This window comes from Streptomyces sp. NBC_01283, assembly GCF_041435335.1.
Lineage (GTDB): Bacteria > Actinomycetota > Actinomycetes > Streptomycetales > Streptomycetaceae > Streptomyces.
This window is the reverse complement of the sequence record NZ_CP108430.1, coordinates 3,387,073-3,411,034: the sequence shown is the minus strand read 5'-3', so window position 1 is coordinate 3,411,034 and position 23,962 is coordinate 3,387,073. Positions and strand designations below refer to the sequence as shown.

Sequence of the window (23,962 nt, the reverse complement as noted above, 5' to 3'; positions counted from 1 at the left end):
CATGAGGACCGCCCCTTACCCATGCCGTGGTGTCACCCCTGGAGGCGCGCCCTCGTGGCCTCCACCAGGCGTACGACCGACTCGTCGGCGACCTCCGCCACCTCGTCGTAGGCGAACCAGCGCAGGTCCAGGGACTCGTCGCTGATCGCCTCGACGGCATCGGCGGGGGCGAGCGCCGCGTACTGCACGTCCAGGTGCTGCGTGCAGGGGCCCGGAATCGGATGCCGGTCCAGGCGGACGGGGCCGCCCGGAAGAAGGGTCAGGCCCGGCACCCCGGACTCCTCCGTCGCCTCACGCAGCGCCGCCGCGGCAAGTGTCGGGTCACCCGGCTCGCAGTGGCCGCCCATCTGCAGCCACATCCGCAGCTTCTTGTGGAGGGTCAGCAGCACCCGCCCGCGCTCCGCGTCGATCACCAGGGCGCTGGCCGTCACATGGCCGTCCGTACAGGCCTTCCACAGGCCGTCCTCGGGGTGGGCGGCGAGATGGTCCAGGTAGTACTGGCGCAGCTCTTCCTGGTCCTCGTAGCCCTTCAGTACGAGGACCGCGTCGTCGTGAAGGGTCACTTGTCGCTGTCGCCCTCGGAGTCGTCCCGGGTGCCGCCGTCTTCCTCGGTGTTCTTCTTGAGGTCCGGCTTGGCGGAGCCGCCCGCGGCCTCGCCGAGCATCTTGTCCAGCTCGGAGAAGTCCAGCTGCTCGTGGTGCACGAAGCCGTCCGGGTCGTCCAGGTCCGAGGCCGTCGGCAGCATGTCCGGGTGGGCCCACAGGCCGTCACGGCCGTCCACGCCGCGCGCGTCCGTGAGCGAGGCCCACAGGCGCGAGGCGTCCCGCAGCCGGCGCGGGCGCAGCTCCAGACCGATGAGCGTGGCGAAGGTCTGCTCCGCGGGGCCGCCCGTCGCACGGCGGCGGCGCAGCGTCTCGCGGAGGGCGTCGGCGGACGACAGGCGGGGCTTGGCCGCCGCGTGCAAGACCGCGTCCACCCAGCCCTCGACGAGCGCGAGAGCCGTCTCCAGGCGGGCCAGGGCGGCCTTCTGAGCGGGAGTGTCCTCCGGCTGGAACATGCCCTGCTGGAGTGCTTCCTGAAGCTGCTCGGGGTTCTGCGGGTCGAGCTGGCCGACCACGTCCTCCAGCTTGGCCGTGTCGACCTTGATGCCGCGGGCGTACCCCTCGACCGCGCCGAACAGGTGCGAGCGCAGCCACGGCACGTGGGCGAAGAGCCGCTGGTGGGCGGCCTCGCGCAGCGCCAGGTAGAGCCGGACCTCCTCCTGTGGGACGCCCAGGTCCTTGCCGAAGGCCTCGACGTTCACCGGAAGCAGGGCGGCCTTGCCGGCCGGGCCGAGCGGCAGGCCGATGTCGGTGGAGCCGACGACCTCGCCCGCGAGCACGCCCACGGCCTGGCCGATCTGCTGGCCGAACATGGCGCCGCCCATGGAGCGCATCATCCCGATCAGCGGGCCCGCCATGGCCTGCATCTCCCCGGGGAGCACGTCACCCATGGCGAGGCCGACGCGCTCGGCGACCGGGTCGACCAGCTCCTTCCACACCGGGAGGGTCGCCTCGACCCACTCCGCGCGGCTCCAGGCCACGGCGAGGCCGGAGCCCGAGGGCAGCGACGTCGCGTCGTCCAGCCACAGGTCGGCGAGGCGGATGGCCTCCTCGACCGCGCCGCGCTCCGTGGGACCGACGCTCGCGTCCTTGGTGCCGTCGGGCGTCCCCTGGGAGACGGTCTGGCGGGCGATGTCCTTGGCCATGTCCCAGTTCACCGGGCCGCCCTCGTACGAGAGCATCTGGCCGAGCTGCTGGAACGCGGCGCCCAGGTCGTTCGGGTTCATCGAACCGAACATCGCGGCGAACGGATTGTCACCGCCGGAGCCGCCGGGGCCGCCCGCGCCGGGCAGGCCGAAGCCGAAGGGGTTCGCAGGGCCGCCGGAACCTTGTCCCCCGCCCTGGCCCCCTCCGGGGGTGTCCTTCTTCTTGCCCTCGTCGCCGTTCTCCGGCTCCTCCGGCGGAAGGCCGAATCCGAATGGGGTGTCACTCACGGGATTCCTCGGCTCGTCAGGCCGCCGGTACGGTTCCGGCGGCGGCTGCCTTACAACACCACCCAGCGTAGACACCGTGACGGGATCGGGCCTCAGTGCTCCGCCGACTCATGGCCTGCGGCAGGATGGATGCCACCTGGTACGTACGCGTCATTCGCGTATCTACTGAAGACAACCGCTGGAGACGCCTGGTGAGTTCCCCAGATCCACAGGTTCGCGCAGCGCGAAACCTTTCTACTCCGGCCCCCGTCCGAGGGCCCGTGGTCGCCGTCACCGGCGCCGCCTCCGGCGTGGGCGCGCTCCTGACCGAGCGCCTGGCCGCGTCCGAGGAGATCAAGCAGGTCGTTGCCATCGACGAGCGGCGGGGCGAGTGCGCCCAGGCCCAGTGGCACATCCTGGACGTCAGGGACCCGGCCATCGCCGAGAAGCTGCGGGGCGCGGACGTCGTGGTCCACCTCGCGCTCGATCTCGACCTGGAGACGGACGCCGCGGCCCGTACGGCCTACAACGTGCGGGGCACGCAGACCGTGCTGACGGCCGCCGCCGCGGCCGGTGTCCACCGTGTCGTGCTCTGCACGTCGGCGATGGTCTACGGAGCACTGTCCGACAACGAACTACCCCTCTCCGAAGACTCCGAATTGCGCGCCACCGCGGAGGCGACCGGCGTCGGTGACCTCCTTGAGGTGGAGCGCCTCGCCCGGCGCGCGCCCCGGGCCCACCCCGGTCTGAACGTCACCGTGGTGCGGCCGGCGATCCTGGTGGGCGGCACGGACACCGCGCTCACGCGGTACTTCGAGTCGCCCCGGCTGCTCGTGGTGGCGGGCTCCCGGCCCGCCTGGCAGTTCTGCCACGTCGAGGACCTGTGCAGCGCCCTCGAGTACGCCGTCCTGGAGAAGGTCGACGGGGAGCTCGCCGTCGGCTGCGACGGCTGGCTCGAACAGGAAGAGGTCGAGGAGCTCAGCGAGATCCGGCGCATGGAGCTGCCCTCCACGGTCGCCCTGGGCGCCGCCGCGCGGCTGCACCGGATCGGTCTCACCCCGTCTCCGGCCGGTGACCTCGCGTACACGATGTACCCGTGGGTGGTCAGCGTCAGCAGGCTGCACGACGCGGGCTGGCGGCCGCAGTGGACCAACGAGGAGGTCCTCGCGGAGCTGCTCGAGGAGGTCGCGGGACGCCGGACCGTGGCAGGCCGCAGGCTCGGCCGCAAGGACGCGACGGCCGCGGGCGCCGCGGGTGCGACGGTCGCGCTGCTGGGCGCCGCCGCGGTGGTGCGACGCGCGCGGAAGGCGCGGCGGCGGATCTGACACGCGGCGGGGTCCTGTCCGCGGGCCTGTAGAGAGCTCCAACGCGGCACGCGCGGGTGCCGGGTGAAAGCGCTATTCCGTGATGTCCGTGCCGTGCGGCACCATGGCCGCATGGCACGCACCACGAATGACCACCCCGGCGAGCAGGCCGCACAGGACCCCGTCAGGCTCCTCGCGATCCGTGACGCACCGCTCTCGCTGGACGAGGTCTTCCGGGCCGTCGGCGACGACGCCGCCGGCGGCACGGCGCTCTTCGTGGGCACCGTGCGCAATCACGACGGCGGTGCGGACGTCGACGAGCTCGGCTACTCGACCCACCCGACGGCCGAGGCAGAGATGCGCAGGGTGGCCGAGAAGGTCGTCGCCGAGTACCCGGTGCGTGCGCTGGCCGCCGTCCACCGCGTCGGCGACCTGGCGGTGGGCGACCTCGCGGTCGTCGTGGCGGTCTCCTGCCCGCACCGCGCGGAGGCCTTCGCCGCCTGCCGCAAGCTGATCGACGACCTCAAGCACGAGGTGCCGATCTGGAAGCACCAGCGCTTCTCCGACGGCCAGGAGGAGTGGGTCGGCGCCTGCTGAGCCCTTCGGGTGGGCCGATGGCCTCGTGCCGTCCCATCCGGCCAGTTGGCCCCAAGAGCTTCCAGTTGCGTAACCCGACCCCTGGCGTGAGCGTTGTCGGAGCGGATGGTTAATCTGCTGATCAGTCAGTTGTGGTCGCTCAAGGGGTCGGGAGGTCGACATGGCATCACTTGCCTGGTTGCTGATTCCGCTTGCGGCAGCTGTCGGTGCGGGGCTGTGGGGCGGCTGGGCGGCGCGCAACCGCAAGTCCGGCAAGACCGGCGACCACAGCGAGCTGAACGGCTACGCGGCCTTCCGTGAGGCGATGGACAAGTCCCACTCGGGAACCTGAGGTCACGGGCTCCGAAGGCCTCTGGGGGCCCTGTGAGCCCCGTACGGACTGGCCCCAGCGGTGCACTGACAGGCAGGTCCCGTACTGTCGTTCCATGCCACGCCGCACCGCGACGATGCTCGCCTCCACCCTGATGCTGATCGCGCTGCTCTGCGCCGGAGTGCTCATCAAAGTGCCGTACTCGGAGATGTCCCCGGGGCCGACGGTGAACACCCTCGGCGACCACGGCGGCGAGCCGGTGCTGCAGATCTCCGGCCACAAGACGTACCCGACGACCGGTCACCTCAACATGACGACGGTCCGGGTCACGAGTGCCGACTACAACATGAACATCGCGGAGGCCGTGTACGGCTGGCTGGCCCACGACAACATCGTGGTGCCGCACGACACCCTCTACCCGAACGGCAAGACCGAGCAGCAGTCGAGCCAGGAGAACGCCGAGGAGTTCAGCCAGTCCCAGGAGAGCGCCAAGGTCGCGGCGCTCAAGGAGCTGGACATCCCGGTGAAGTCCCAGGTCGTCGTCTCCACCGTCTTCAAGGACAGCCCCGCCGAGGGCAAGCTCCACGCGGGCGACGTCATCCGGAAGGTGGACGGCACGCCCGTCAAGGAGATGGCGGACGTCGCCAAGCTGGTCACCAAGCGCAAGGCGGGCCAGGAAGTCGTCTTCAGCGTCGTCCCCGTCAAGGAGGCCGCCGCGGCCGAGAAGGCCGGCAAGGAGCCGACCCGGACCGACGAGATCAAGATCACCACGCAGAAGGCCGAGGACGACGGCCGCGCGGTCGTCGGCATCAAGGCGGGCACCGACCACACGTTCCCGTTCACCATCGACATCAAGCTCGCCGACGTCGGCGGCCCCAGCGCCGGACTGATGTTCGCGCTCGGCATCGTCGACAAGCTGACCCCGAACGACCTCACCGGCGGCAATTTCGTGGCCGGCACCGGCACGATCGAGGACAACGGCAAGGTCGGCCCGATCGGCGGCATCGGCATGAAGACGGTCGGCGCGCGCGCCAAGGGCGCCAAGTACTTCCTGACGCCGAAGGACAACTGCGCCACGGCGGCCAAGGACGTCCCGGACGGCCTGACGCTGGTCAAGGTGGACACGATCGACGACGCGGTCGACTCCCTCAACGACATCCGCAAGGGCGACACCGCGGACCTGCCCCAGTGCACGGCCAAGAAGTAGACGAAGAAGCAGCAGCACTCGGACAGACGTACGCGGGTGAGGGCGACCCCACCCGCGTACGGGAACAGCGTGGGTGTCAGTCGGCGAACGTGGCCGCCAGCGCTTCGGCAAGCCCCGGAACCAGGTCGGACCCGGTGAGGACCTCGGTGGGCGAGTCCTTCTCGCGCAGCCGCAGGGCCGATTCACGCGCACCGTCACGCAGCACCGCGACCGTCATGCGGACCTCCTGGCGGTCGGGATGCTCGGCCACCCACTTCGCGAGCTGAGCCTCGCCGAGCCCCTCGGGGACGGACGTCTCCGCCGACGGCGGCAGCATCAGGCGCTCCACCGTGAGCGCGCAGCCCACGACGGCGTCCGGCCAGGCGATGGTGCCGAGGAACTCGTCCAGCGGCTTGCCCTCCGGGATCTCCTCCTGCTCGATGGGGGTGAGGCCGGTTTCCTCGGGGGAGTTGTCGAGGCCGAGCTGGTTGGCGAGGCCGGGTTCCTGGGAGCGCAGTCGCGCCGTGTCGACGAGCGCGAAGAGGCGTGCGGGCCGGTCCCAGCCGAGGCCGGACGCGTACTCATCGATCTCGAGTACGGCACGGGTGAGGGGGCTCGCTGCCATGGGAGTGTTGGACATGGTCACAATCCTGCCTCGTTAGTCCCCGGAAACGGGAACCGAGTAAAGCGTGAGTAAGTTGCATAGGTGTGGGTCCACGATCACAGGACCCTGACGGATCAACAGAATCAACATCGAACTTCGAGGTGCGCACCTTGGCTTTCCAGATGCCGGACCGCGGCGGAGGCCCGACGGGGCCACGGATCAGAGTGGGCCGACCGTCCCGTCGCGTCCGGACCCTGCTCATGACATTGGGCATCCTGGCTGTTCTCGCCATGGTGTTCGTCATGTTCGCGGGGTTCTGGACGGACTGGCTCTGGTACCGCTCGGTCAACTATTCGTCGGTCTTCACGACGACCCTGTGGACCAAGATCGGCCTGTTCTTCGTCTTCGGCCTGCTGATGGCGGCCGCGGTCGGACTGAACATCTGGCTGGCGCACCGGCTGCGCCCGCCGCTGAGTGCCATGTCGATGGAGCAGCAGAGCCTCGACCGGTACCGCATGAGCATCGCGCCGTACAAGAAGTGGCTGCTGCTCGGCATCGCCACGCTCGTCGGCCTGATCGCGGGCGCGTCCGCGGCGGGACAGTGGCGCACCTGGCTGCTGTGGGTGAACGGCGTCTCCTTCGGCCAGAAGGACCCGCAGTTCCACCTGGACGTGTCGTTCTTCGCGTTCGACCTGCCCTGGTACCGCTTCCTGCTCGGCTTCGGCTTCGCGGCCACCGTGCTCTCCCTGATCGCCGCCGCCCTCACGCACTACCTGTACGGCGGGCTGCGCATCACCAGCCCCGGCGCGCGTGCCACGGCCGCGTCCACCGGGCATCTGTCGGTGCTGCTCGGCGTCTTCGTGACGCTCAAGGCAGTGGCGTACTGGCTCGACCGGTACGGCCTCGCGGTGAAGTCCAGTGACTTCAAGGCGACGGGCAACTGGACGGGCCTTCGCTACGTGGACGCGAACGCGTACCTCCCGGCGAAGACCATCCTGTTCTGCATCGCCGTCATCTGCGCGCTGCTCTTCTTCGGGACGCTCTGGCGCCGCACCTGGCAGCTGCCGGTCATCGGCTTCGGCCTGATGGTCCTCTCCGCCATCCTCATCGGCGGTCTGTACCCGGCCATCGTGCAGAAGTTCCAGGTCCAGCCGAACGAGCAGGCCAAGGAAGCGCCGTACATCGAGAAGAACATCGAGGCGACGCGGAACGCGTACGGCATCAGCGGCGTGAAGCCCGAGGACTACAAGGGCGCAGGCAAGGCCGACGAGGACCCCAAGAAGAAACGCGACGACGCGGACTCGGCCGCCAACTACCGGCTGAACGACCCGAACATCGTCTCGCCGACGTTCCAGCAGCTGGAGCAGGAGCGCGAGTACTACCGCTTCCCGAAGACCCTGGACGTGGACCGTTACAACGGCCAGGACACCATCGTCGGTCTGCGTGAGCTCAGCCTCGACAAGCTCGACAAGCGCAACTGGATCAACGACCACTTCGCCTACACCCACGGCTACGGCATGGTCACGGCCAAGGGCACGGAGACGAAGAAGGGCTCCAAGGGTGCCCCGGACTTCACGGAGTCCGGTCTGCCGACCAAGGGCAACCTCGGAGAGTACGAGCAGCGGATCTACTACGGCGAGAAGACCACCCAGTACTCGATCGTGGGCGGGCCCCAGAAGGAGCTCGACTACGAAGAGGACGGCGGCGGCCAGAAGACCTACAGCTACAAGGGCGACAGCGGGGTCAACCTCTCCAACCCGATCAACCGTGCCGCGTACGCCGTGTCCTTCGGTGAACCGCAGATGCTGTACTCGGGCGCGATCGGCGACGGGTCGCGGATCCTCTACAACCGCACTCCCAAGGAGCGCGTCGAGTCGGTGGCTCCCTGGCTGACCATCGACGGCGACACGTATCCGACGGTGGTCGACGGCAGGATCCAGTGGGTCGTCGACGCCTACACGACCAGCAACGGCTATCCGTACGCCTCGCGGACCACACTCGGCGACACCACGGCCGACTCGCTGTCCGAGTCCGACGACGCGCGCGCGGTGGTGGCCCAGCAGAACCAGGTCAACTACATCCGCAACTCGGTGAAGGCGACCGTCGACGCGTACACCGGTGAGGTCAAGCTCTACACCTGGGACGACAAGGACCCGGTCCTGAAGACCTGGAAGAAGGCGTTCCCGGGCACCGTCAAGGACAAGGGCGACATCCCCAAGGCGCTGATGGACCACCTGCGCTACCCGCAGGACATGTTCAAGGTGCAGCGCGAGCTCCTGACGCTCTACCACGTCACGGACCCCGGCCAGTTCTACAACGCGAGTGACGCCTGGCAGGTGCCGAACGACCCGACGAAGAAGGACAACAGCGCGGTTCCGCCGTACTACCTGTCCATGAAGGCGCCGGGCCAGACGCAGCAGCAGTTCTCCCTGACGACGACCTTCACCCCCAGCGGGCGGCCGAATCTGCGCGCCTTCATGACGGTCGACGCCGATGCCAGAAGTGAGAACTTCGGCACGATGAAGCTGCTGAGAGTCACGGGCGACGTGGACGGCCCGGAACAGGTCCAGAACAAGCTGAACTCGATGACCGAGGTCGGTAACTTCGTCCGGGACATGAAGGGCGCCGACTCCGACGTCCTCTACGGCAATCTGCTGACCGTGCCACTGGACGACGGGTTCCTGTACGTCGAGCCCGTCTACGTACAGGGGCGCAAGTCGGCGTATCCCCTCCTGAAGAAGGTCGCTGTGTCGTACGGCACGGAGACCGCCTTCGCGGACTCCCTGAGCGACGGCCTCAACCAGGTCTTCGGGGCCGACGGGACCACCAAGCCGCCGGCCGACGACACGGACGAGCCCACCCAGCCGCCCAAGTCGAAGGATCCGACGGTGCAGGCCGCCCTCGACGACGCCCAGAAGGCGTTCGAGGACGGGCAGACGGCCCTGAAGGACGGCGACTGGAAGGCCTACGGCGAAGCGCAGGAGAAGCTCGAGGAAGCCCTGCAGCGAGCCGAGGACGCCCAGGACAAGGCGGGCGAGAAGACCGACAAGAGCGGTGACAAGAACGCCGACAAGGACGGCGACAAGAAGGGCGGCTGACCAGCTGCGAAACACCCCCTCCGCGCCGTGGTACGGTTTGAACACAACGGCGCGGGGTGGAGCAGCTCGGTAGCTCGCTGGGCTCATAACCCAGAGGTCGCAGGTTCAAATCCTGTCCCCGCTACTAAAGAAGAAGGCCCGGATCCTTATCGGATCCGGGCCTTCTTCGTGTGTGACTGGGGTCCGTGGCGTCGTGCGCTGGTCTGTGCGAACGGTGCTCCGCCCGGGGGCAGTTGGGAAAATCGTGTTTGACTTATCTCTCTGTGGGCAAGTCGACAAAACGCTGAAGTGACCTCACTGGCTGCGGTATACCAGGTGTACCCAGGTTGCAGGTGGTGCGACGATGGACGTTATGGGGGACAAGGCAACTCTGTTGGAGACAGGGCGGTTTGTGCAGCCGGCCGACCGGGAGGATCCCGGGACGGCCGCCGAGGAGTTGCGTCATCGACTGGCCGCCGAGGCCGGAGACGTCGACGCGATGAGCGTCCTCGGGAGCCTTCTGCTGCGCCGCGGTGATCTCGACGGGGCCGAGTCTCTGCTGCGCGCTGCGACCGCCGAGGGCGACCGCGCCGCGGCCAACAACCTCGGCGTCCTCCTCCACCAGCGCGGATACGCCGACGAGGCGGCCGGCTGGTGGCGCGTCGCCGCCGTCGCCGGTTCCGCCGCGGCCGCGCACGCGCTCGGGCGCCACCACCGCGAGCGCGGCGACGAGCCCGCCGCGGAGTACTGGCTGCGGCAGTCCGCCGAGCAGGGCCACGCCCTGGGCGCGTACGCCCTCGCCGATCTTCTGGAGCACCGCGGTGACGTCGGCGCCGAGCGCTGGATGCGGGCATCGGCCGAGCGCGGCCACCGCGAGGCCGCGTACCGGCTCGCCCGTCAGCTCGACCGCCGGGCCACCGCCGACCGCACCGAGAGCGCTCGCGACGGAGGCGGACGTTCCGCTGCCGCCGAGGCCGAGCAGTGGTACCGCCAGGCCGCCGCACGCGGTCACCGGCGGGCCGCGCTGCACCTCGGTGCGATCCTGGAGCAGCGCGGCGAGCTGAAGGAGGCGGGGCGCTGGTACCTGAACTCCGCGAAGGACGGGGAGGCGCGGGCCGCCTGCGCCCTCGGCTTCCTGCTGCGTGACGCGGGCGACGAGGAGAGCGCCGCCGTCTGGTGGCTGAAAGCCGCCCAGGACGGCGACGGGAACGCAGCGAACGCCCTGGGCGCGCTGCACGCCGAGCGGGGCGAGACCCAGACCGCCGAGCGGTGGTACAGGGCCGCCATGGACGCGGGCGACGTGAACGGCGCGTACAACCTCGGTCTGCTCTGTGCCGAGCAGGGGCGGACCGTGCAGGCCGACCAGTGGTACAGGCGTGCCGCGTACGCCGGTCACCGCGAGGCCGCCAACGCGCTTGCCGTGCTGCTGCTCCAGGGCGGCGACGCCGCGGGCGCCGAGCCGTGGTTCTCCAAGGCGGCCGAGGCGGGCAGCGTGGACGCGGCCTTCAACCTCGGGATCCTGTACGCGTCCCGGGACGACGAGGACTCCGCCCTGCCCTGGTACGAGCGTGCGGCGGCCGCCGGGCACACCGAGGCCGCGCTCCAGGTCGGCACCGCGCGGCTGCGGGAGGGCGACGAGCAGGACGCCGAGCGGCATCTGCGGTGCGCGGCGGGCGGTGGCAGCGCGGAGGCGGCGTACCGCCTGGGTACCGTGCTCGACGCGCGGCGGTCCGCCGCGGGCCCGCCCGCGCTGGGGGAGCCCGCCGCCGAGAAGACCGAGTGCGAGGAGTGGTACGAGCGGGCGGCCAAGCAGGGCCACCGGCGTGCGCAGGTGCGGGTCGGGATGCTGGCCGCCGGGCGCGGGGATGTCGTCGAGGCGGCTCACTGGTACCGCCTCGCGGCGGACGCGGGCAGCAGCAACGGCGCGTTCAACCTCGGGCTGCTGCTTGCCCGCGAGGGCAGCGAGCCGGAGGCGGCGCTCTGGTGGACGCGGGCCGCCGACGCGGGGCACGGGCGGGCCGCGCTGCGGCTCGCGCTGCTCTACGCCCGGCGCGGGCAGCTGGTCGAGGGGCAGCGGTGGGCTTCGCGTGCCGCCGAGCTGGGACCCGCCGAGGTCTCCGAGCGGGCGGCGAGGCTGCGGGAAGCCCTTCAGCAGGAGCTGACCGCGTAGACCCGGACGGTGGGCGGGCGCCCTGCGGAACGCCTGCCCACAGCGGGGCGCGGAACGGATTTGCGCTGGTCGTCGGCATTGACGTACGGTTACAACACAACGGCGCGGGGTGGAGCAGCTCGGTAGCTCGCTGGGCTCATAACCCAGAGGTCGCAGGTTCAAATCCTGTCCCCGCTACTAAAGGCCAGAGGCCGGGAAGCATCAGCTTCCCGGCCTCTGGTGTGTCCAGGGGTGGCCACTACGGCTTGTGGCCCACCGCCTCCTCGTACAGCTTGCGGTCCACCGCCTTCTCCTCAGGGACCCTGTCGCCCTCGGCGACGCCCGCGGCCTCGTACGCCGCCTGCAGCCGGTCCGTCGTGCCGGCCCGGATCTCCCAGTCCATGCGCAGTGACGGAGTCGACCTCAGGACCGCCTCGTCGGTCTTCAGGAGCTTCGCCAGATCGGACACGAAGGCCTTGTCGGCCTTGTAGTCGCCGGCGAAGTACGTGTTCACGGTCCTGATGTACGCGCGCAGCAGCGCGACGCCCGCGTCCGGGTCCTTGGTCAGGAGGTTGGGGCCGAACAGGAGGCCGCCGAGCGGCTCGCCCTGCGGCTGGCCGCCGAGGAAGGCGTACTGCTTGTCGCCGTCGACCTTGCGCCAGACCGGGTCGAGGAGCCAGGCGGAGTCGGTACCGCCGTTCTGGAGCGCCGTCAGGACGTCCGCCGAACCCAGCTGCTGGAACTGGATCTTGTCGAGGCCGCCGCCGTGCTTCTTCAGGGTCGTGCCCATGGGGTACGAGATGACCGAGCCCTTGCCGATCATCGTGCCGAGCTTGCGGCCCGCCATCGGGACGTGGTCCGCGCTCTCGCCCTTCTTCAGCTTCACCCACAGGCCGCTCTTGGACTTGGGGTCGGGGGAGAAGTTCCCGGCCGCCCACTTGATGGTGAAGCCGCCGGTGATGCCGTTCATGACGGCGGCCTCGGGGGCGGCCCACTGGGCGTCGATGTCTCCCTTGGCCAGGAGCGGCAGGGCGTCGGGGGTGGGGAGCACCTTGAGGTGGACGTTCAGGCCCTCCTTCTTGAACTCGCCCTTCTCGACGGCCATCTGAAGGGGCGCGACGTACTCGGCGCTGAGCGTGCCGGTCGCGATGGTGAGGCTGCGTTCCTTGGCCAGCGGGCGCGGGGCGGGGGCGCCCTTGTCGCAGCGGGCGGGCGCGCGGTCCTTGGCGAGGTCGGACGGATCCGTCCAGCTGCCCTTGCCGCAGCCGGGGACCGCCTTGACGGTCCGGGGCTTCGCGGACGCTGCCGGGTCCGTGGTGTCGTCCTCCTTCGCGCAGCCCGCCGAGGCGAGCAGCGAGCCCGCCGCGAGCAGGGCCAGGGCGGAGAACCGGGTGCGGGTGTGCATGGAGCCTCCGTACGCGTACGAATGGTTCATGACTGGCTTCTGCCGCGGTCGCGCGGGGCCCACGGGGTGAGCAGCCGTCCCGCGATCCGCACCAGTTCGGAGAAGACGACGCCGAGCACGGCGACGCAGACGATGCCGACGAACATCACGTCGTTCTGGAAGAGCGCCCGGGAGTCGAAGATCAGGTGGCCGAGGCCGTTCGACGCCGCGATCTGCTCGGAGGCCACGATCACCAGGACCGCGACGCCCGCCGCGATCCGCGCGCCCACGAGCACGGCGGGCAGCGACGCGGGCAGCAGGACGTGGCGGAACATCTGCCACGGCGACGCACCGAAGACCTGCCCCGCGTCACGGTGCCCCGACGGCACGGCGAGCACCGCGGCCATCGTCGAGATCCAGACGAAGAAGAAGACGGTGGCCGCCACGAGCGCGATCTGCGGGCCCTCCCCGAGGCCGAACATGTTCAGGAAGACGGGCAGCAGGGCCAGCTTCGGTACGACGTACAGCGCGTCCAGAAGTGGTTCCAGCGCCGCGCGCACCAGGGAGAGCGAGCCCATGAGGAGGCCGAGCGCGTAGCCGGTGACCGTGCCGATCGCGTAGCCGGCGAGCACGCGCTTGAGCGTGGCCCACACGTCGGGCCACAGGTCGCCGTCCGCCGCGCGCTGCCAGCCGTCCTCCAGGATGGTCTGGGGAGCGGGGTAGACGCGGTCGTCGATCCAGCCCTGGGTGGCGGCCAGTTGCCAGAGGAGGACCAGGGCGAGGGGGACGGCGACGGCGAGGCCGGTCTCCAGGGTGCGGCGCCTGCGGTGGGTGCGGGCGGGGTGCAGTTCCTGGGGGCCGGGCCTGCGGACGATGACGCCTTCCTGGGGTTCCTCGGAGGCTTTGGGGGAGGTGGCCGTCGTCATGCCGGGACCGCCGCGTCCTGTGAGTCCTCGCGGACCACCTCGCCGCGCAGGAGGTCCCACAACTCGCCCTTGAGTGCGGTGAATTCGGGCGCGGTGCGGACGTCTGCGGTGCGGGGCCTGGGGAACGGCGGGCGGTGTTCGGCGATGATGCGGCCCGGCCGGGCGGACATCACCAGGACGCGGTCGCCGAGGACGATCGCCTCTTCGAGGCTGTGGGTGATGAAGAGGGTGGTGGTACGGGTGGTCTGGGTGAGGTCGAGGAGCTCGTCCTGGAGGATCGTGCGGAGCTGGGCGTCCAGGGCCGCGAACGGCTCGTCCATCAGGAGGATCTCGGGCTCCACGGCCAGGGCGCGGGCGATGGCCACGCGCTGGCGCATGCCGCCGGAGAGGGCGGCGGGGTAGGCGTCGGCGAAGTCGGCGAGGCCCAGGCGGGTCAGCCAGGCGGTCGCGCGGGCGTTCGCCTCGCGGCGGGGGACCTTCTGGATGTCCAGGCCGAAGCGGACGTTGGCCTGGACGCTCTTCCAGTCGTAGATGCCGTAGTCCTGGAAGATCATCGCGGCCGGGCGCTGCGCGGTGGTGCGGATGAGCAGCTCACCCCTGCTCGGCCGCAGGAGGCCCGCGGCTATCCGGAGCAGGGTCGACTTTCCGCAGCCGGAGGGGCCGACGATGCAGGTGAATTCGCCTGGGGCGATCTCCAGGTCCACCGGACCCAGGGCGTGAACGGCCTTGGCGCCGCGGCCGAACGTTCTTGTCACTGCGTGGGCTTCGAGTTTGGGGTGCGGATCTCCCACGGTCTCTCCTTGCGGAGTGCTGGTGGATGCTCGGGCGCCGCCGACGATATGACGACCCGTCAGATTGGGGAAGGGGGTGCGCCGTGGCTGAAATGCGCAGGGCACACGAAGGCCCCCGGCGCCTGGGGGCGCCGGGGGCCTTCGCGAACGTGAGAGGGGTTGCTACGCCGCCGCGCAGTTCGGGCAGGTGCCTCGGTACGTGACCTCGACGCCCTCGACCTTGAAGCCGAAGCGCTCTGATTCGGGGAGGCTCATCAGAGGGTTGCCCGTGGGGTGGACGTCGCGGATCGCGCCGCACTGCGCGCACACCAGGTGCTGGTGGGGGCGGTGGGCGTTCGGGTCGTACCGCTTGGCCCTGCGGTCCGTGGAGACCTCAAGGACCTCGCCGAGGGTCACCAGCTCACCCAGGGTGTTGTAGACGGTCGCGCGGGAGATCTCCGGGAGCTTGTCCACGGCGCGGCAGTGCACCTCGTCCGCCGTGAGGTGGACGTGTTCGCCGTCGAGCACCTCGGCCACGACGCGGCGCTGCGCGGTCATGCGCCAGCCGCGTCCGCGTAGTCGTTCCAACAGGTCACTCATGGGAACCAGCCTAGCAGGCGAGGGGACCAAGTCCCGAACAGGTGTGACTTTGGATGTTTGCTTGACTTAGACAATGTCCATTGTAGGATCGAGTTCGGCAGACGCCAAGGGAATCGGCCTACGCCACAGGGACAGGACTTGCAGGAAATGACGCAGGAGGCGCACGTGACGCAGGGACCGCTCACCACGGAGGCCGGCGCGCCGGTCGCCGACAACCAGAACAGTGAGACCGCTGGTGTCGGCGGCCCGGTCCTGGTTCAGGACCAGGCGCTGCTCGAGAAGCTCGCGCACTTCAACCGCGAGCGCATCCCGGAGCGCATCGTCCACGCGCGTGGCGCCGGTGCGTACGGCACGTTCACGCTGACCCGCGACGTCTCGCAGTGGACGCGTGCGAAGTTCCTCTCCGAGGTCGGCAAGCAGACGGAGACCTTCCTCCGCTTCTCCACCGTGGCCGGCAACCTCGGCTCCGCCGACGCCGTGCGCGACCCCCGTGGCTTCGCGCTGAAGTTCTACACGGAGGAGGGGAACTACGACCTGGTCGGGAACAACACCCCCGTCTTCTTCATCAAGGACGCCATCAAGTTCCCCGACTTCATCCACACGCAGAAGCGCGACCCGTACACGGGCTCGCAGGAAGCCGACAACGTGTGGGACTTCTGGGGCCTGAGCCCCGAGTCGACGCACCAGGTCACCTGGCTCTTCGGTGACCGCGGCATCCCGGCGACGCTGCGCCACATGAACGGGTACGGCTCGCACACGTACCAGTGGAACAACGAGGCCGGCGAGGTCTTCTGGGTCAAGTACCACTTCAAGACCGACCAGGGGATCAAGAACCTGACGGCGGCCGACGCGGCCGTCCTCGCCGGTGAGGACCCGGACTCCCACCAGCGCGACCTGCGCGAGGCCATCGAGCGCGGCGAGTTCCCGTCCTGGACCGTGCAGGTGCAGATCATGCCCGCGGCCGACGCGTCGACGTACCGCTTCAACCCCTTCGACCTCACCAAGGTGTGGCCGCACGAGGACTACCCGCCGATCGAGATCGGCAAGCTGGAGCTCAACCGCAACCCGGAGAACATCTTCGCCGAGGTCGAGCAGTCCATCTTCAGCCCCGCCCACTTCGTGCCGGGCATCGGTCCCTCCCCGGACAAGATGCTCCAGGGCCGCCTCTTCGCGTACGGCGACGCCCACCGCTACCGCGTCGGCATCAACGCCGACCACCTGCCGGTGAACCGCCCGCACGCCACCGAGGCGCGCACCAACTCCCGTGACGGCGCGCTGTACGACGGCCGCCACAAGGGTGCGAAGAACTACGAGCCGAACTCCTTCGGCGGCCCGTTCCAGACGGACCGGCCGCTCTGGGTGACCACCCCGGTCAGCGGTGGCACCGGCAACCACGAGGCCCCGTCGCACGCCGAGGACAACGACTTCGTGCAGGCGGGCAACCTCTACCGCAAGATGTCCGAGGACGAGAAGAGCCGTCTGATCGAGAACCTCGCGGGCAACATCGCGGGCGTCTCGCGCGACGACATCGCCGAGCGCGCGATCAACAACTTCCGTCAGGCGGACGGTGACTTCGGCAAGCGCCTCGAGGCCGCGGTCCAGGCCCTTCGCGGCTGAGATCGCTTGTCGCAGGGAGGAAAGGCGGGCCGGATCCCTTCGGGGGTCCGGCCCGCCCGCCGTTCCGGACGGTGCTCGGGCCGGACGGCGCTCAGACCGTGAGAGCCGTCGCGTGGCGCCTGCTGGGGGCCCAGCAGCGGATGATGTCGCGGACCGAGACGATGCCGGTCGGTTCGTTCCCGTCCAGCACGATCAGGTGCCGGAAGCCGCCGTGCGACATGGCGTCGGCCGCATCCTCCAGGGTCCATGACGGGGTGGCGAAGACGACATCGGTCGTGGTGTGGGTGCCGGCGGTCTCGGTGTCCGGGTTCTGGCCGAGTCCCAGTGAGATCAGGACGTCGCGTTCGGTCAGTATTCCCAGGCCGCAGGTGTCGGAGTCGAGGACGACGGCCGCGCCGACGCGGCGCGCCGACATCAGACGGGCCGCCTGGCGCAGTGTGTGGGCGGGACCGATGGTGAGGACCACCGTGCTCATGGCGTCGCGGACGAGCATGGGCTTGAGCCACCTCCTGAGTGGACCGCAAGAGAAGCGATTCACAAGTTCACAAGTGGGGGAACTCTCAGAGTCGCAGCGATGTCCGCAGTCAACAAGGGGGCGCGTGCTTCCGGTTCGGGGCGTGTACGCGTGGGACGTGCGCCTCAGTAGCGCTGGTTGAGGTATCCCAGGAGCTCGTCGTGGAGCAGACCGTTCGACGCCGCCGCGTTGCCGCTGTGCGGGCCGGGAGCGCCGTCGAGGCCGGTGAAGGTGCCGCCCGCCTCGGTCACGATGATCGCGGTCGCCGCCATGTCCCAGAGCGAGAGCTCGGGCTCCGCGCAGATGTCGATGGAGCCCTCGGCGACCATCATGTACGGCCAGAAGTCGCCGTAGCCACGGGTGCGCCAGACCGCGCGCGTGAGATCCATGAACCCGTCGAGGCGGCCCTGCTCCTCCCAGCCCGTGAGCGAGGAGTACGCGAAGGAGGCGTCCTGGAGCCGCGAGACCTTGGAGGCCTTGAGCCGGGTCGCGGAGGTCAGGCTGCGCCCGGTGTAGGCACCGGCACCCTTCGCCGCCCACCAGCGGCGGCCGAGCGCGGGCGCCGACACGACGCCCACCACCGGCTGGAAGCCGCCCTCGCCCGCCTCCATCAGCGAGATCAGCGTGGCCCAGACCGGCACCCCGCGCACGTAGTTCTTGGTGCCGTCGATCGGGTCGATCACCCATCGGCGGGGGCCCGTGCCCTCGACGCCGAACTCCTCGCCGAGGATCGCGTCCCGCGGCCTGCCCCGCTTCAGGTTCGACCGGATGAGCTCCTCGGCCGTTTTGTCCGCCTCGCTCACCGGCGTCATGTCCGGCTTGGTCTCGACCTTGAGGTCGAGGGCCTTGAACCGGTCCATCGTCGCGGCGTCGGCGGCGTCCGCGAGGACATGGGCAAGACGCAGATCATCGTGGTAGTCGGGCATGAGTGAACAGTATCGATCTCGTTGTGCCTGAGCCACAGCGCCCGATGTCCGGGCCATTCCGGGACATGACGCATACCGTGCCACCTCGCGCCGGGGCTATTGACACCGCTCCCGAGCACGTCAACTCTGGCCGCAGAGCCGCTTCGGCCCCCGGGAGGCGACGATGCCTGCGGCACGGGATTCCTTACTTGACGCGGCCGGCACGGCACTCGCCCGCCGACCATGGCCAGGTGTCCGCATGGTCGATGTCGCGGCCACCGCCGGGGTGTCCCGGCAGACCCTCTACAACGAGTTCGGCAGCAAGGACGGCCTCGCGCGCGCCCTGCTCAGGCGCGAGACCGACGCGTATCTGCACGGTGTGGAGCGGGCGTTGGCCGTGGAGGGCGGACCGGTGGACCGGCTCGCCGCCGTGAGCGCGTGGACGATCGCCGCCGCCCGCGGGAACGACCTCACCCGGGCCATGCTCACCGGCTGCTGGAGCGAACGCCTGCCCGCGCCGAGCAGGCCCGGGGTCTCCGCATCGCCCGTACCGGCACAGCGGCGCGCGGACGCGGGTGTTCCGTCGCCCGCCGAACTGCTCGCCGTGGTCCGGGACAAGGCGGTGAACGCGCTGGACGGCAGGGCCCGGCCGAAGGACACGGAGGAGCTGGCCATGGCCTGCGAGAGTGCCGTGCGGATGGCGCTGTCCTACGTCGTCGCGCCCTCGCCCACCGGCGTGGACCCCGTGGAGCTGGTGCGCGGGACCCTGGGGCGCTGGATCAACACCTGAGACGCCCCAGGCACCCGAGAAGCCCCAGGCACCCGAGACGCCTGAGGAGGCCGCTCGGCGTGCGGGTCAGTGGGCGGAGCCCGAGAGCTGCAGGCCGATGACGCCGATGATCACGAACGAGATCGAGACGAGCTTGAGCGTGGACACCACGTCGCCGAGGAAGATCATTCCGTAGATCGCGGTGCCCGCGGCGCCGATGCCCGTCCAGACCGCGTACGCCGGACCCACGTCGAGCTTGCGCAGGGCGAGCGTGAGCAGACCGAAGCTGCCCAGGGCGAAGGCCGCGAAGGTGATGGTCGGCCAGAGCCGGGTGAAGCCGTGCGAGAGTTTCAGACAGACCGCGAAGCCTGTCTCCAGGAACCCCGCGACGATGACCAGCAGCCACGCCATGTCTCTGCCTCCCGCAACCGTACGTCCGGTGACCGCTTCGCCTGGCTTGGATCAGGCCTGGTGCGATTATGCCTTTGCCGCCGCGCCTGGGGAGCAAACAACGGCCAGGTCAGTCGTCGTCGCGTCGCTCACGGGTCGAGAGGAGCCTGCGCAGCGAGTAGAGCCGCGCGGGATCCGCGTGCCCCTCCGCCACCCAGGCGTCGAGCGCGCAGTCCGCCTCGTCGTGGCTGCACGCGCGCGGACAGCCCTCGGTCCCCGGCACCAGGTCGGGGAAGGCGAGGATGACGCGGGACGGGTCGACGTGGTGCAGGCCGAAGGACCGCACGCCGGGCGTGTCGACCAGCCACCCCCCGGGAGAGCCCGCCAGGGGGAGCGCGAGCGCCGACGTGGTGGTGTGGCGGCCGCGGCCCGTGACGGCGTTGACGTGCCCGGTGATGCGTCGGCGGTCCTCCGGGACCAGGGCGTTGACCAGCGTCGTCTTGCCCACACCGGAGTGGCCGACGAACGCGGTGACCTTGCCGTCGAGCACCTCGCGCACCCGGGTGAGCTCCGCGTCGTCGGTGAACTCCTCGCGGCTGGTGACGACATAGGGCATGTCGAGGGTGGAGTAGGTCTCCAGGATCTTGTCCGCGGACGCCAGGTCGGACTTGGTCAGGACGAGAAGCGGCGTGAGACCGCCGTCGTACGCCGCCACGATGCAGCGGTCGATCAAGCGCGTGCGCGGCTCCGGATCGGCGAGGGCGGTGACGATGGCCAGCTGGTCGGCGTTGGCGACGACCACCCGCTCGTAGGGGTCGTCGTCGTCGGCCGTGCGCCGCAGTACCGATGTACGCGGCGAGATGCGCACGATGCGCGCGAGGGTGTCCTTCTTGCCGGAGAGATCCCCGACGAGCGAGACGCGGTCGCCCACCACGGCAGCCTTGCGGCCCAGTTCGCGGGCCTTCATGGCCATCACGACCTGGTCGCCGACCAGGACGGTCAGGCGGCCCCGGTCGACGGTGAGGACCATGCCGTCCGACGCGTCCTCGTGCTTGGGCCTGATGTGCGTGCGCGGGCGGTTGCCCTTGCGGTTGGGGCGGACGCGGATGTCGTCCTCGTCGGGGTTCTTTCCGTAACGGCGCATGTTCTGGGATCCGCCCGTCAGTTCCCGAGCATTCCGGTCCAGAGATCGGGGAAGTCGGGCAGCGTCTTCGCCGTCGTCGCGACGTTCTCGATCTGCACGCCCTCCACCGCCAGGCCGATGATGGCGCCCGCGGTGGCCATGCGGTGGTCGTCGTACGTGTGGAAGATCCCGCCGTGCAGGCGGCGCGGCCGGATGTGCAGGCCGTCAGCGGTCTCGGTGACGTCGCCGCCGAGTTCGTTGATCTCCTTGGTGAGGGCCGCCAGGCGGTCCGTCTCGTGCAGCCGCAGGTGGGCGACGCCGCGCAGGGTCGAGGGGGAGTCGGCGAGGGCGGCGACGGCCGCGATGCCGGGGGTCAGCTCGCCGACCTCGCTCAGGTCCACATCGAGGCCGTGGATCGAGCCGGAGCCGGTGAACACCAGGCCCTGCCCGGTCAGTTCGCAGGAACCGCCCATCTCGGTGAAGATCTCCCGCAGCCGGTCGCCGGGCTGCGTGGTGTGCGCGGGCCAGTCGGGGACGGTCACGGTGCCGCCGGTGACCAGGGCGGCGGCCAGGAACGGCTGGGCGTTGGAGAGGTCGGGCTCCACGGTCAGATCGCGGCCGAGCAGGGCGCCGGGGGTGACCCGCCACACGTTCGGCTCGCCGCCCGACTCCGGGGTGTCCACCTGGGCGCCGACGGCGCGGAGCATGTCGACGGTCATCCGGATGTGCGGCATGGAGGGCAGCGCGGAGCCGGTGTGCCGCACCTCGACGCCCTGGTTGAAGCGCGGGCCCGAGAGCAGCAGGGCGCTCACGAACTGGGAGGACGAGGAGGCGTCGATCTCGACCGGGCCGCCGTCGAGGGCGCCGCCGCCGTGCACGGTCAGCGGCAGCGCGCCGCGGCCGTCGTCGTCGATACGGGCGCCGAGCGCGCGCAGGGCGTCGATCACGCCGTTCAGCGGACGCTCGTACGAACGGGGGTCGCCGTCGAAGCGGATCGGGCCGTCGGCGAGGGCGGCGACCGGGGGCAGGAAGCGCATGACCGTGCCGGCGTTGCCGACGTCGACCGTGGCGGGGCCGTGCAGGCCGGAGGGGATGACCCGCCAGGCCTCACCGGAACCGTCCGGGCCCACGCCTTCCTCGATGCCGACGCCCAGTGCGCGCAGGGCGCCCGCCATCAGAAGGGTGTCGCGGGAGCGCAGCGGGCGGCGCAGCCAGCCGGGCTCGGCGGCGAGGGCGGCCAGGACGAGGCCGCGGTTGGTGACCGATTTGGACCCGGGCACATGGACCGTCGCGGCGACGGCTCCGCTCGCGTGCGGGGCTGGCCAGAGGGTGCTGTGCGCGGGGTTAACGGTCATGCCCACACTTTAGTGGCTCACGGTAATGGCGCAGTCGGTGCTGCTCAGAGGCCGAGCAGCCAGCGACCGCCGCCTATCAGTGAGCACAGTGAGACGGCGTGGAAGAGGAAGAGCCACATTCCGGCGGGAACGTGCGTGAGCCGGGAGAGCTGGTCGGCGTCCGAGTCGCCCGCGCCACCGCGCCTGCGCTTGGACTGCAGCTCGAAGGCGGGACGTACGCCACCCAGGAGCAGGAACCACACCACCGCGTACGCGAACGCCGCCTGGACCTGCGAGCTGGTCAGCCAGGAGACGAGCAGGAAGGTGCCGCCGGTGATGACCACCGTGAGGGCGCCGTACGCGTTCCGGATCATGACGAGCATCACGATGAGCAGCGCCGTGGCGAGCCACAGGAACGCCGTGATGTGGTCGGCGGCCAGCAGCGCGGCCCCGCCGAGGCCGAGCAGGGGCGGCGCGGTGTAGCCCGATGCCGCGGTCAGGATCATGCCGAGGCCGGTCGGCTTGCCGCGGGAGACGGTGAGGCCGCTGGTGTCGGAGTGCAGCCGGATGCCGTCGAGGCGGCGGCCGGTCAGGAGGGCGACCAGGCCGTGGCCGCCCTCGTGCGCGATGGTGATGGCGTTGCGGGCCACGCGCCAGACGCCGTGCGGCACGACGACGGCGAGCGCCACGAGACCGGTGATGATCACCAGCCACTCGTCGGGGGCGGCCTGCGTGCCGAAGACCCGGTCCCAGAGGTCGGTCAGGCTGGCGTTCGCGGTGCTTTCCATTGCGTGGGCCATTGTCTGGACCGGCTCCTCTGGTCGTACGGGGTCTGGCAGTCTGGCACGTATGTGCGGACGGTATGCATCGAGTCGTAGGCCCGAGGATCTCGCGGGAGTCTTTGAGATCGAGAAGTGGGAGCCGGAGGAGGCGCTCGCCCCCGATTTCAACGTGGCTCCCACGAAGGAGGTCTACGCGGTCCTCGACCGTCCTGTGAAAGACGCGGAAGACCCCCGGCCGGTTCGCCAGCTCCGCACGCTCAAGTGGGGGCTCGTGCCGTCCTGGTCGAAGACGCCCGAGGGCGGCGCCCGGATGATCAACGCCCGCGCGGAGACCGTGCACGAGAAGCCCTCGTACCGCCGTGCCTTCTCCTCCCGCCGCTGCGTCATCCCGGCCGACGGCTATTACGAGTGGGTGACCGGCTCCGGCGAGCGCGATCTGGAGGTCGAGGGCAAGAAGAAGCGGCCCCGCAAGCAGCCGTACTTCGTGACGCCCGCCGACGGCTCGGTCTTCGCGATGGCGGGGCTCTACGAGTTCTGGCGCGACAAGACGCTCCCGGACGAGCACCCCCTGGCCTGGTGGGTGACGTGCACGGTGATCACGACGGAGGCGGAGACTTCGCCCCTCGCGGTTCCGCCCAAGGAGGGCCCGCACACGCTGGCGGAGATCCACCCGCGGATGCCCCTGATGCTGACGCCGGACCGCTGGGACGCCTGGCTCGACCCCTCGCGCACGGACGTCGAGGACCTGCGCCCCCTCCTGGAGCCGCCCCCGCCCGGCCTGATGCGGGCCTACCCGGTGTCGACGGCGGTCAGCAACGTACGCAACAACGGGCCGGAGCTGCTGAAGGAGCTGGAGGGGCCCGAGGAGGGCACACTCTTCTGATGTGACCTCTGATGCGACTCAGCACGTGACCAAGAGCGAGATCGTCGGGACCGACGCAGGTGAGGCGCGCATCACCTGGCACCCCGCCCCCAAGAACAAGGCCCGCCTGGTGCTCGCCGTGAGCCACGGTGCGGGCGGCGGCATCGAGGCGCGCGACCTGTGGGCCATCGCCGCCGCCCTGCCCGCGCACGGCGTCACCGTCGCCCTCGTGGAGCAGCCCTGGCGCGTCGCGGGCAAGAAGCTGGCGCCCGCGCCCAAGACGCTGGATGTGGGATGGCGCGGCCTGTGGCCCGCGCTGACGAAGCCGGGCCTCCCGGTGATCGCGGGCGGCCGCAGCGCAGGAGCCCGCGTCGCCTGCCGTACTGCCACCGAGCTGGGCGCCGCCGCCGTGCTCGCCCTCAGCTTCCCGCTGCACCCGCCGGGCAAGCCGGAGAAGTCCCGCGCGGACGAGCTCCTCGGCGCCGGGGTGCCGACCCTCGTCGTGCAGGGCGGCAACGACCCCTTCGGGAAGCCCGCCGAGTTCCCCGCGGGGACGTACGAGCTCGTGGAAGTTCCCCACGGCGATCACGGCTTCGCTATTCCCAAACGCGCCCCCATCGGGGAGGCCGAAGCCATGACGATCGTCACGGATGGCGTCACGCGGTGGGCGGGAATGTTGGGTGCATGACCTCTGTTGTGCCGAACAGAAGCTAAACGCTGTTGGTACGAGAGGAAGTCAGCCGCA

General features: G+C 70.3%; 23 protein-coding genes and 2 tRNA genes. 12 read left to right on the top strand and 13 right to left on the bottom strand.

Annotated elements, in window-relative coordinates; genetic code table 11:
* Window positions 1-32: 32 nt before the first annotated feature.
* Both OG302_RS15405 and OG302_RS15400 read right to left on the bottom strand, forming a co-directional pair.
* Window positions 33-563: an NUDIX hydrolase gene (locus OG302_RS15405; RefSeq protein WP_371527319.1), complete on the bottom strand. Its 531-nt coding sequence runs from the start codon at window positions 561-563 to the stop codon at window positions 33-35.
* Entirely contained in the window at window positions 560-2,035 is a 1,476-nt protein-coding gene (locus tag OG302_RS15400) for a zinc-dependent metalloprotease (protein ID WP_371527318.1), read from the bottom strand. The genes OG302_RS15405 and OG302_RS15400 overlap by 4 nt, the downstream gene beginning before the upstream one ends.
* A 191-nt stretch (window positions 2,036-2,226) precedes the next feature.
* Between OG302_RS15400 and OG302_RS15395 the strand changes: the two genes are divergently transcribed.
* The 4 genes from OG302_RS15395 (at window position 2,227) to OG302_RS15380 (ending at window position 5,432) form a co-directional block, all read left to right on the top strand.
* Window positions 2,227-3,339: an NAD-dependent epimerase/dehydratase family protein gene (locus OG302_RS15395; RefSeq protein ID WP_371527317.1), complete on the top strand. Its 1,113-nt coding sequence runs from the start codon at window positions 2,227-2,229 to the stop codon at window positions 3,337-3,339.
* A gap of 111 nt (window positions 3,340-3,450) precedes the next feature.
* Window positions 3,451-3,915, top strand: a complete 465-nt coding sequence (locus OG302_RS15390; protein WP_361833372.1) for a molybdenum cofactor biosynthesis protein MoaE — start codon at window positions 3,451-3,453, stop codon at window positions 3,913-3,915.
* A gap of 160 nt (window positions 3,916-4,075) precedes the next feature.
* Complete coding sequence (locus tag OG302_RS15385) at window positions 4,076-4,246, top strand: hypothetical protein (RefSeq protein WP_361833374.1); 171 nt, start codon at window positions 4,076-4,078, stop codon at window positions 4,244-4,246.
* A gap of 94 nt (window positions 4,247-4,340) precedes the next feature.
* On the top strand, window positions 4,341-5,432 hold the full coding sequence (locus OG302_RS15380) for a PDZ domain-containing protein (RefSeq protein ID WP_371527316.1): 1,092 nt from the start codon (window positions 4,341-4,343) through the stop codon (window positions 5,430-5,432).
* A 76-nt stretch (window positions 5,433-5,508) separates the two neighbouring features.
* Here OG302_RS15380 and OG302_RS15375 read toward each other — a convergent pair whose 3' ends face one another.
* Window positions 5,509-6,051: a PPA1309 family protein gene (locus OG302_RS15375; RefSeq protein ID WP_361833377.1), complete on the bottom strand. Its 543-nt coding sequence runs from the start codon at window positions 6,049-6,051 to the stop codon at window positions 5,509-5,511.
* A 146-nt stretch (window positions 6,052-6,197) separates the two neighbouring features.
* Here OG302_RS15375 and OG302_RS15370 point away from each other — a divergent pair, with 146 nt between their 5' ends.
* The 4 genes from OG302_RS15370 to OG302_RS15355 all read left to right on the top strand — a co-directional run bounded on the left by OG302_RS15370 (window position 6,198) and on the right by OG302_RS15355 (window position 11,439).
* The gene (locus OG302_RS15370; RefSeq protein ID WP_371750128.1) at window positions 6,198-9,113 is read left to right on the top strand and encodes a UPF0182 family protein; all 2,916 of its coding nucleotides are present in this window, start codon (window positions 6,198-6,200) and stop codon (window positions 9,111-9,113) included.
* Window positions 9,114-9,163: 50 nt separating this feature from the next.
* A tRNA-Met gene (locus OG302_RS15365) sits at window positions 9,164-9,237 on the top strand.
* Window positions 9,238-9,456: 219 nt separating this feature from the next.
* The gene (locus OG302_RS15360) at window positions 9,457-11,262 is read left to right on the top strand and encodes a sel1 repeat family protein (RefSeq protein ID WP_371527315.1); all 1,806 of its coding nucleotides are present in this window, start codon (window positions 9,457-9,459) and stop codon (window positions 11,260-11,262) included.
* Between the two features lie 103 nt (window positions 11,263-11,365).
* Window positions 11,366-11,439, top strand: a tRNA-Met gene (locus tag OG302_RS15355).
* A 61-nt stretch (window positions 11,440-11,500) separates the two neighbouring features.
* Here OG302_RS15355 and OG302_RS15350 read toward each other — a convergent pair.
* From OG302_RS15350 to OG302_RS15335, 4 genes are all read right to left on the bottom strand, one after another.
* Complete coding sequence (locus OG302_RS15350; RefSeq protein WP_371750127.1) at window positions 11,501-12,646, bottom strand: ABC transporter substrate-binding protein; 1,146 nt, start codon at window positions 12,644-12,646, stop codon at window positions 11,501-11,503.
* 26 nt (window positions 12,647-12,672) lie between these two features.
* A complete protein-coding gene (locus OG302_RS15345; protein ID WP_371527314.1) occupies window positions 12,673-13,551 on the bottom strand; it encodes an ABC transporter permease in 879 nt (292 codons plus the stop codon).
* On the bottom strand, window positions 13,548-14,342 hold the full coding sequence (locus tag OG302_RS15340; protein WP_371527313.1) for an ABC transporter ATP-binding protein: 795 nt from the start codon (window positions 14,340-14,342) through the stop codon (window positions 13,548-13,550). The genes OG302_RS15345 and OG302_RS15340 overlap by 4 nt, the downstream gene beginning before the upstream one ends.
* Window positions 14,343-14,504: 162 nt before the next feature.
* Window positions 14,505-14,921, bottom strand: a complete 417-nt coding sequence (locus tag OG302_RS15335; protein WP_371527312.1) for a Fur family transcriptional regulator — start codon at window positions 14,919-14,921, stop codon at window positions 14,505-14,507.
* Window positions 14,922-15,068: 147 nt separating this feature from the next.
* Between OG302_RS15335 and OG302_RS15330 the strand changes: the two genes are divergently transcribed.
* Window positions 15,069-16,538, top strand: coding sequence for a catalase (locus tag OG302_RS15330; RefSeq protein ID WP_371527311.1), 1,470 nt, complete (start codon window positions 15,069-15,071; stop codon window positions 16,536-16,538).
* A gap of 91 nt (window positions 16,539-16,629) precedes the next feature.
* Here the strand turns inward: OG302_RS15330 and OG302_RS15325 are convergent, their stop codons facing one another.
* On the bottom strand, window positions 16,630-17,031 hold the full coding sequence (locus tag OG302_RS15325; RefSeq protein WP_371527310.1) for a cyclic nucleotide-binding/CBS domain-containing protein: 402 nt from the start codon (window positions 17,029-17,031) through the stop codon (window positions 16,630-16,632).
* A gap of 146 nt (window positions 17,032-17,177) precedes the next feature.
* A complete protein-coding gene (hisN, locus tag OG302_RS15320; protein ID WP_361833393.1) occupies window positions 17,178-17,978 on the bottom strand; it encodes a histidinol-phosphatase in 801 nt (266 codons plus the stop codon).
* Between the two features lie 163 nt (window positions 17,979-18,141).
* Here hisN and OG302_RS15315 point away from each other — a divergent pair, with 163 nt between their 5' ends.
* Window positions 18,142-18,747 carry a TetR/AcrR family transcriptional regulator gene (locus OG302_RS15315; RefSeq protein WP_371527309.1) on the top strand — a complete coding sequence of 202 codons (606 nt, stop codon included), beginning with the start codon at window positions 18,142-18,144 and terminating at the stop codon, window positions 18,745-18,747.
* A gap of 66 nt (window positions 18,748-18,813) precedes the next feature.
* Here OG302_RS15315 and OG302_RS15310 read toward each other — a convergent pair whose 3' ends face one another.
* The 4 genes from OG302_RS15310 to OG302_RS15295 form a co-directional block, all read right to left on the bottom strand.
* Complete coding sequence (locus OG302_RS15310; RefSeq protein WP_361833397.1) at window positions 18,814-19,137, bottom strand: multidrug efflux SMR transporter; 324 nt, start codon at window positions 19,135-19,137, stop codon at window positions 18,814-18,816.
* Window positions 19,138-19,246: 109 nt separating this feature from the next.
* Complete coding sequence (rsgA, locus tag OG302_RS15305; protein WP_361833399.1) at window positions 19,247-20,260, bottom strand: ribosome small subunit-dependent GTPase A; 1,014 nt, start codon at window positions 20,258-20,260, stop codon at window positions 19,247-19,249.
* Between the two features lie 17 nt (window positions 20,261-20,277).
* Window positions 20,278-21,594 (bottom strand): 3-phosphoshikimate 1-carboxyvinyltransferase, encoded by a 1,317-nt coding sequence (gene aroA, locus OG302_RS15300; protein WP_371527308.1) that lies wholly within the window; start codon window positions 21,592-21,594, stop codon window positions 20,278-20,280.
* A gap of 44 nt (window positions 21,595-21,638) precedes the next feature.
* Window positions 21,639-22,361, bottom strand: coding sequence for a M50 family metallopeptidase (locus OG302_RS15295; RefSeq protein ID WP_371750126.1), 723 nt, complete (start codon window positions 22,359-22,361; stop codon window positions 21,639-21,641).
* A 61-nt stretch (window positions 22,362-22,422) separates the two neighbouring features.
* Between OG302_RS15295 and OG302_RS15290 the strand changes: the two genes are divergently transcribed.
* Both OG302_RS15290 and OG302_RS15285 read left to right on the top strand, forming a co-directional pair.
* Entirely contained in the window at window positions 22,423-23,238 is an 816-nt protein-coding gene (locus OG302_RS15290; protein WP_361833405.1) for an SOS response-associated peptidase, read from the top strand.
* Between the two features lies 1 nt (window position 23,239).
* Window positions 23,240-23,905 (top strand): alpha/beta family hydrolase, encoded by a 666-nt coding sequence (locus OG302_RS15285; protein WP_371527307.1) that lies wholly within the window; start codon window positions 23,240-23,242, stop codon window positions 23,903-23,905.
* Window positions 23,906-23,962 lie beyond the last annotated feature (57 nt).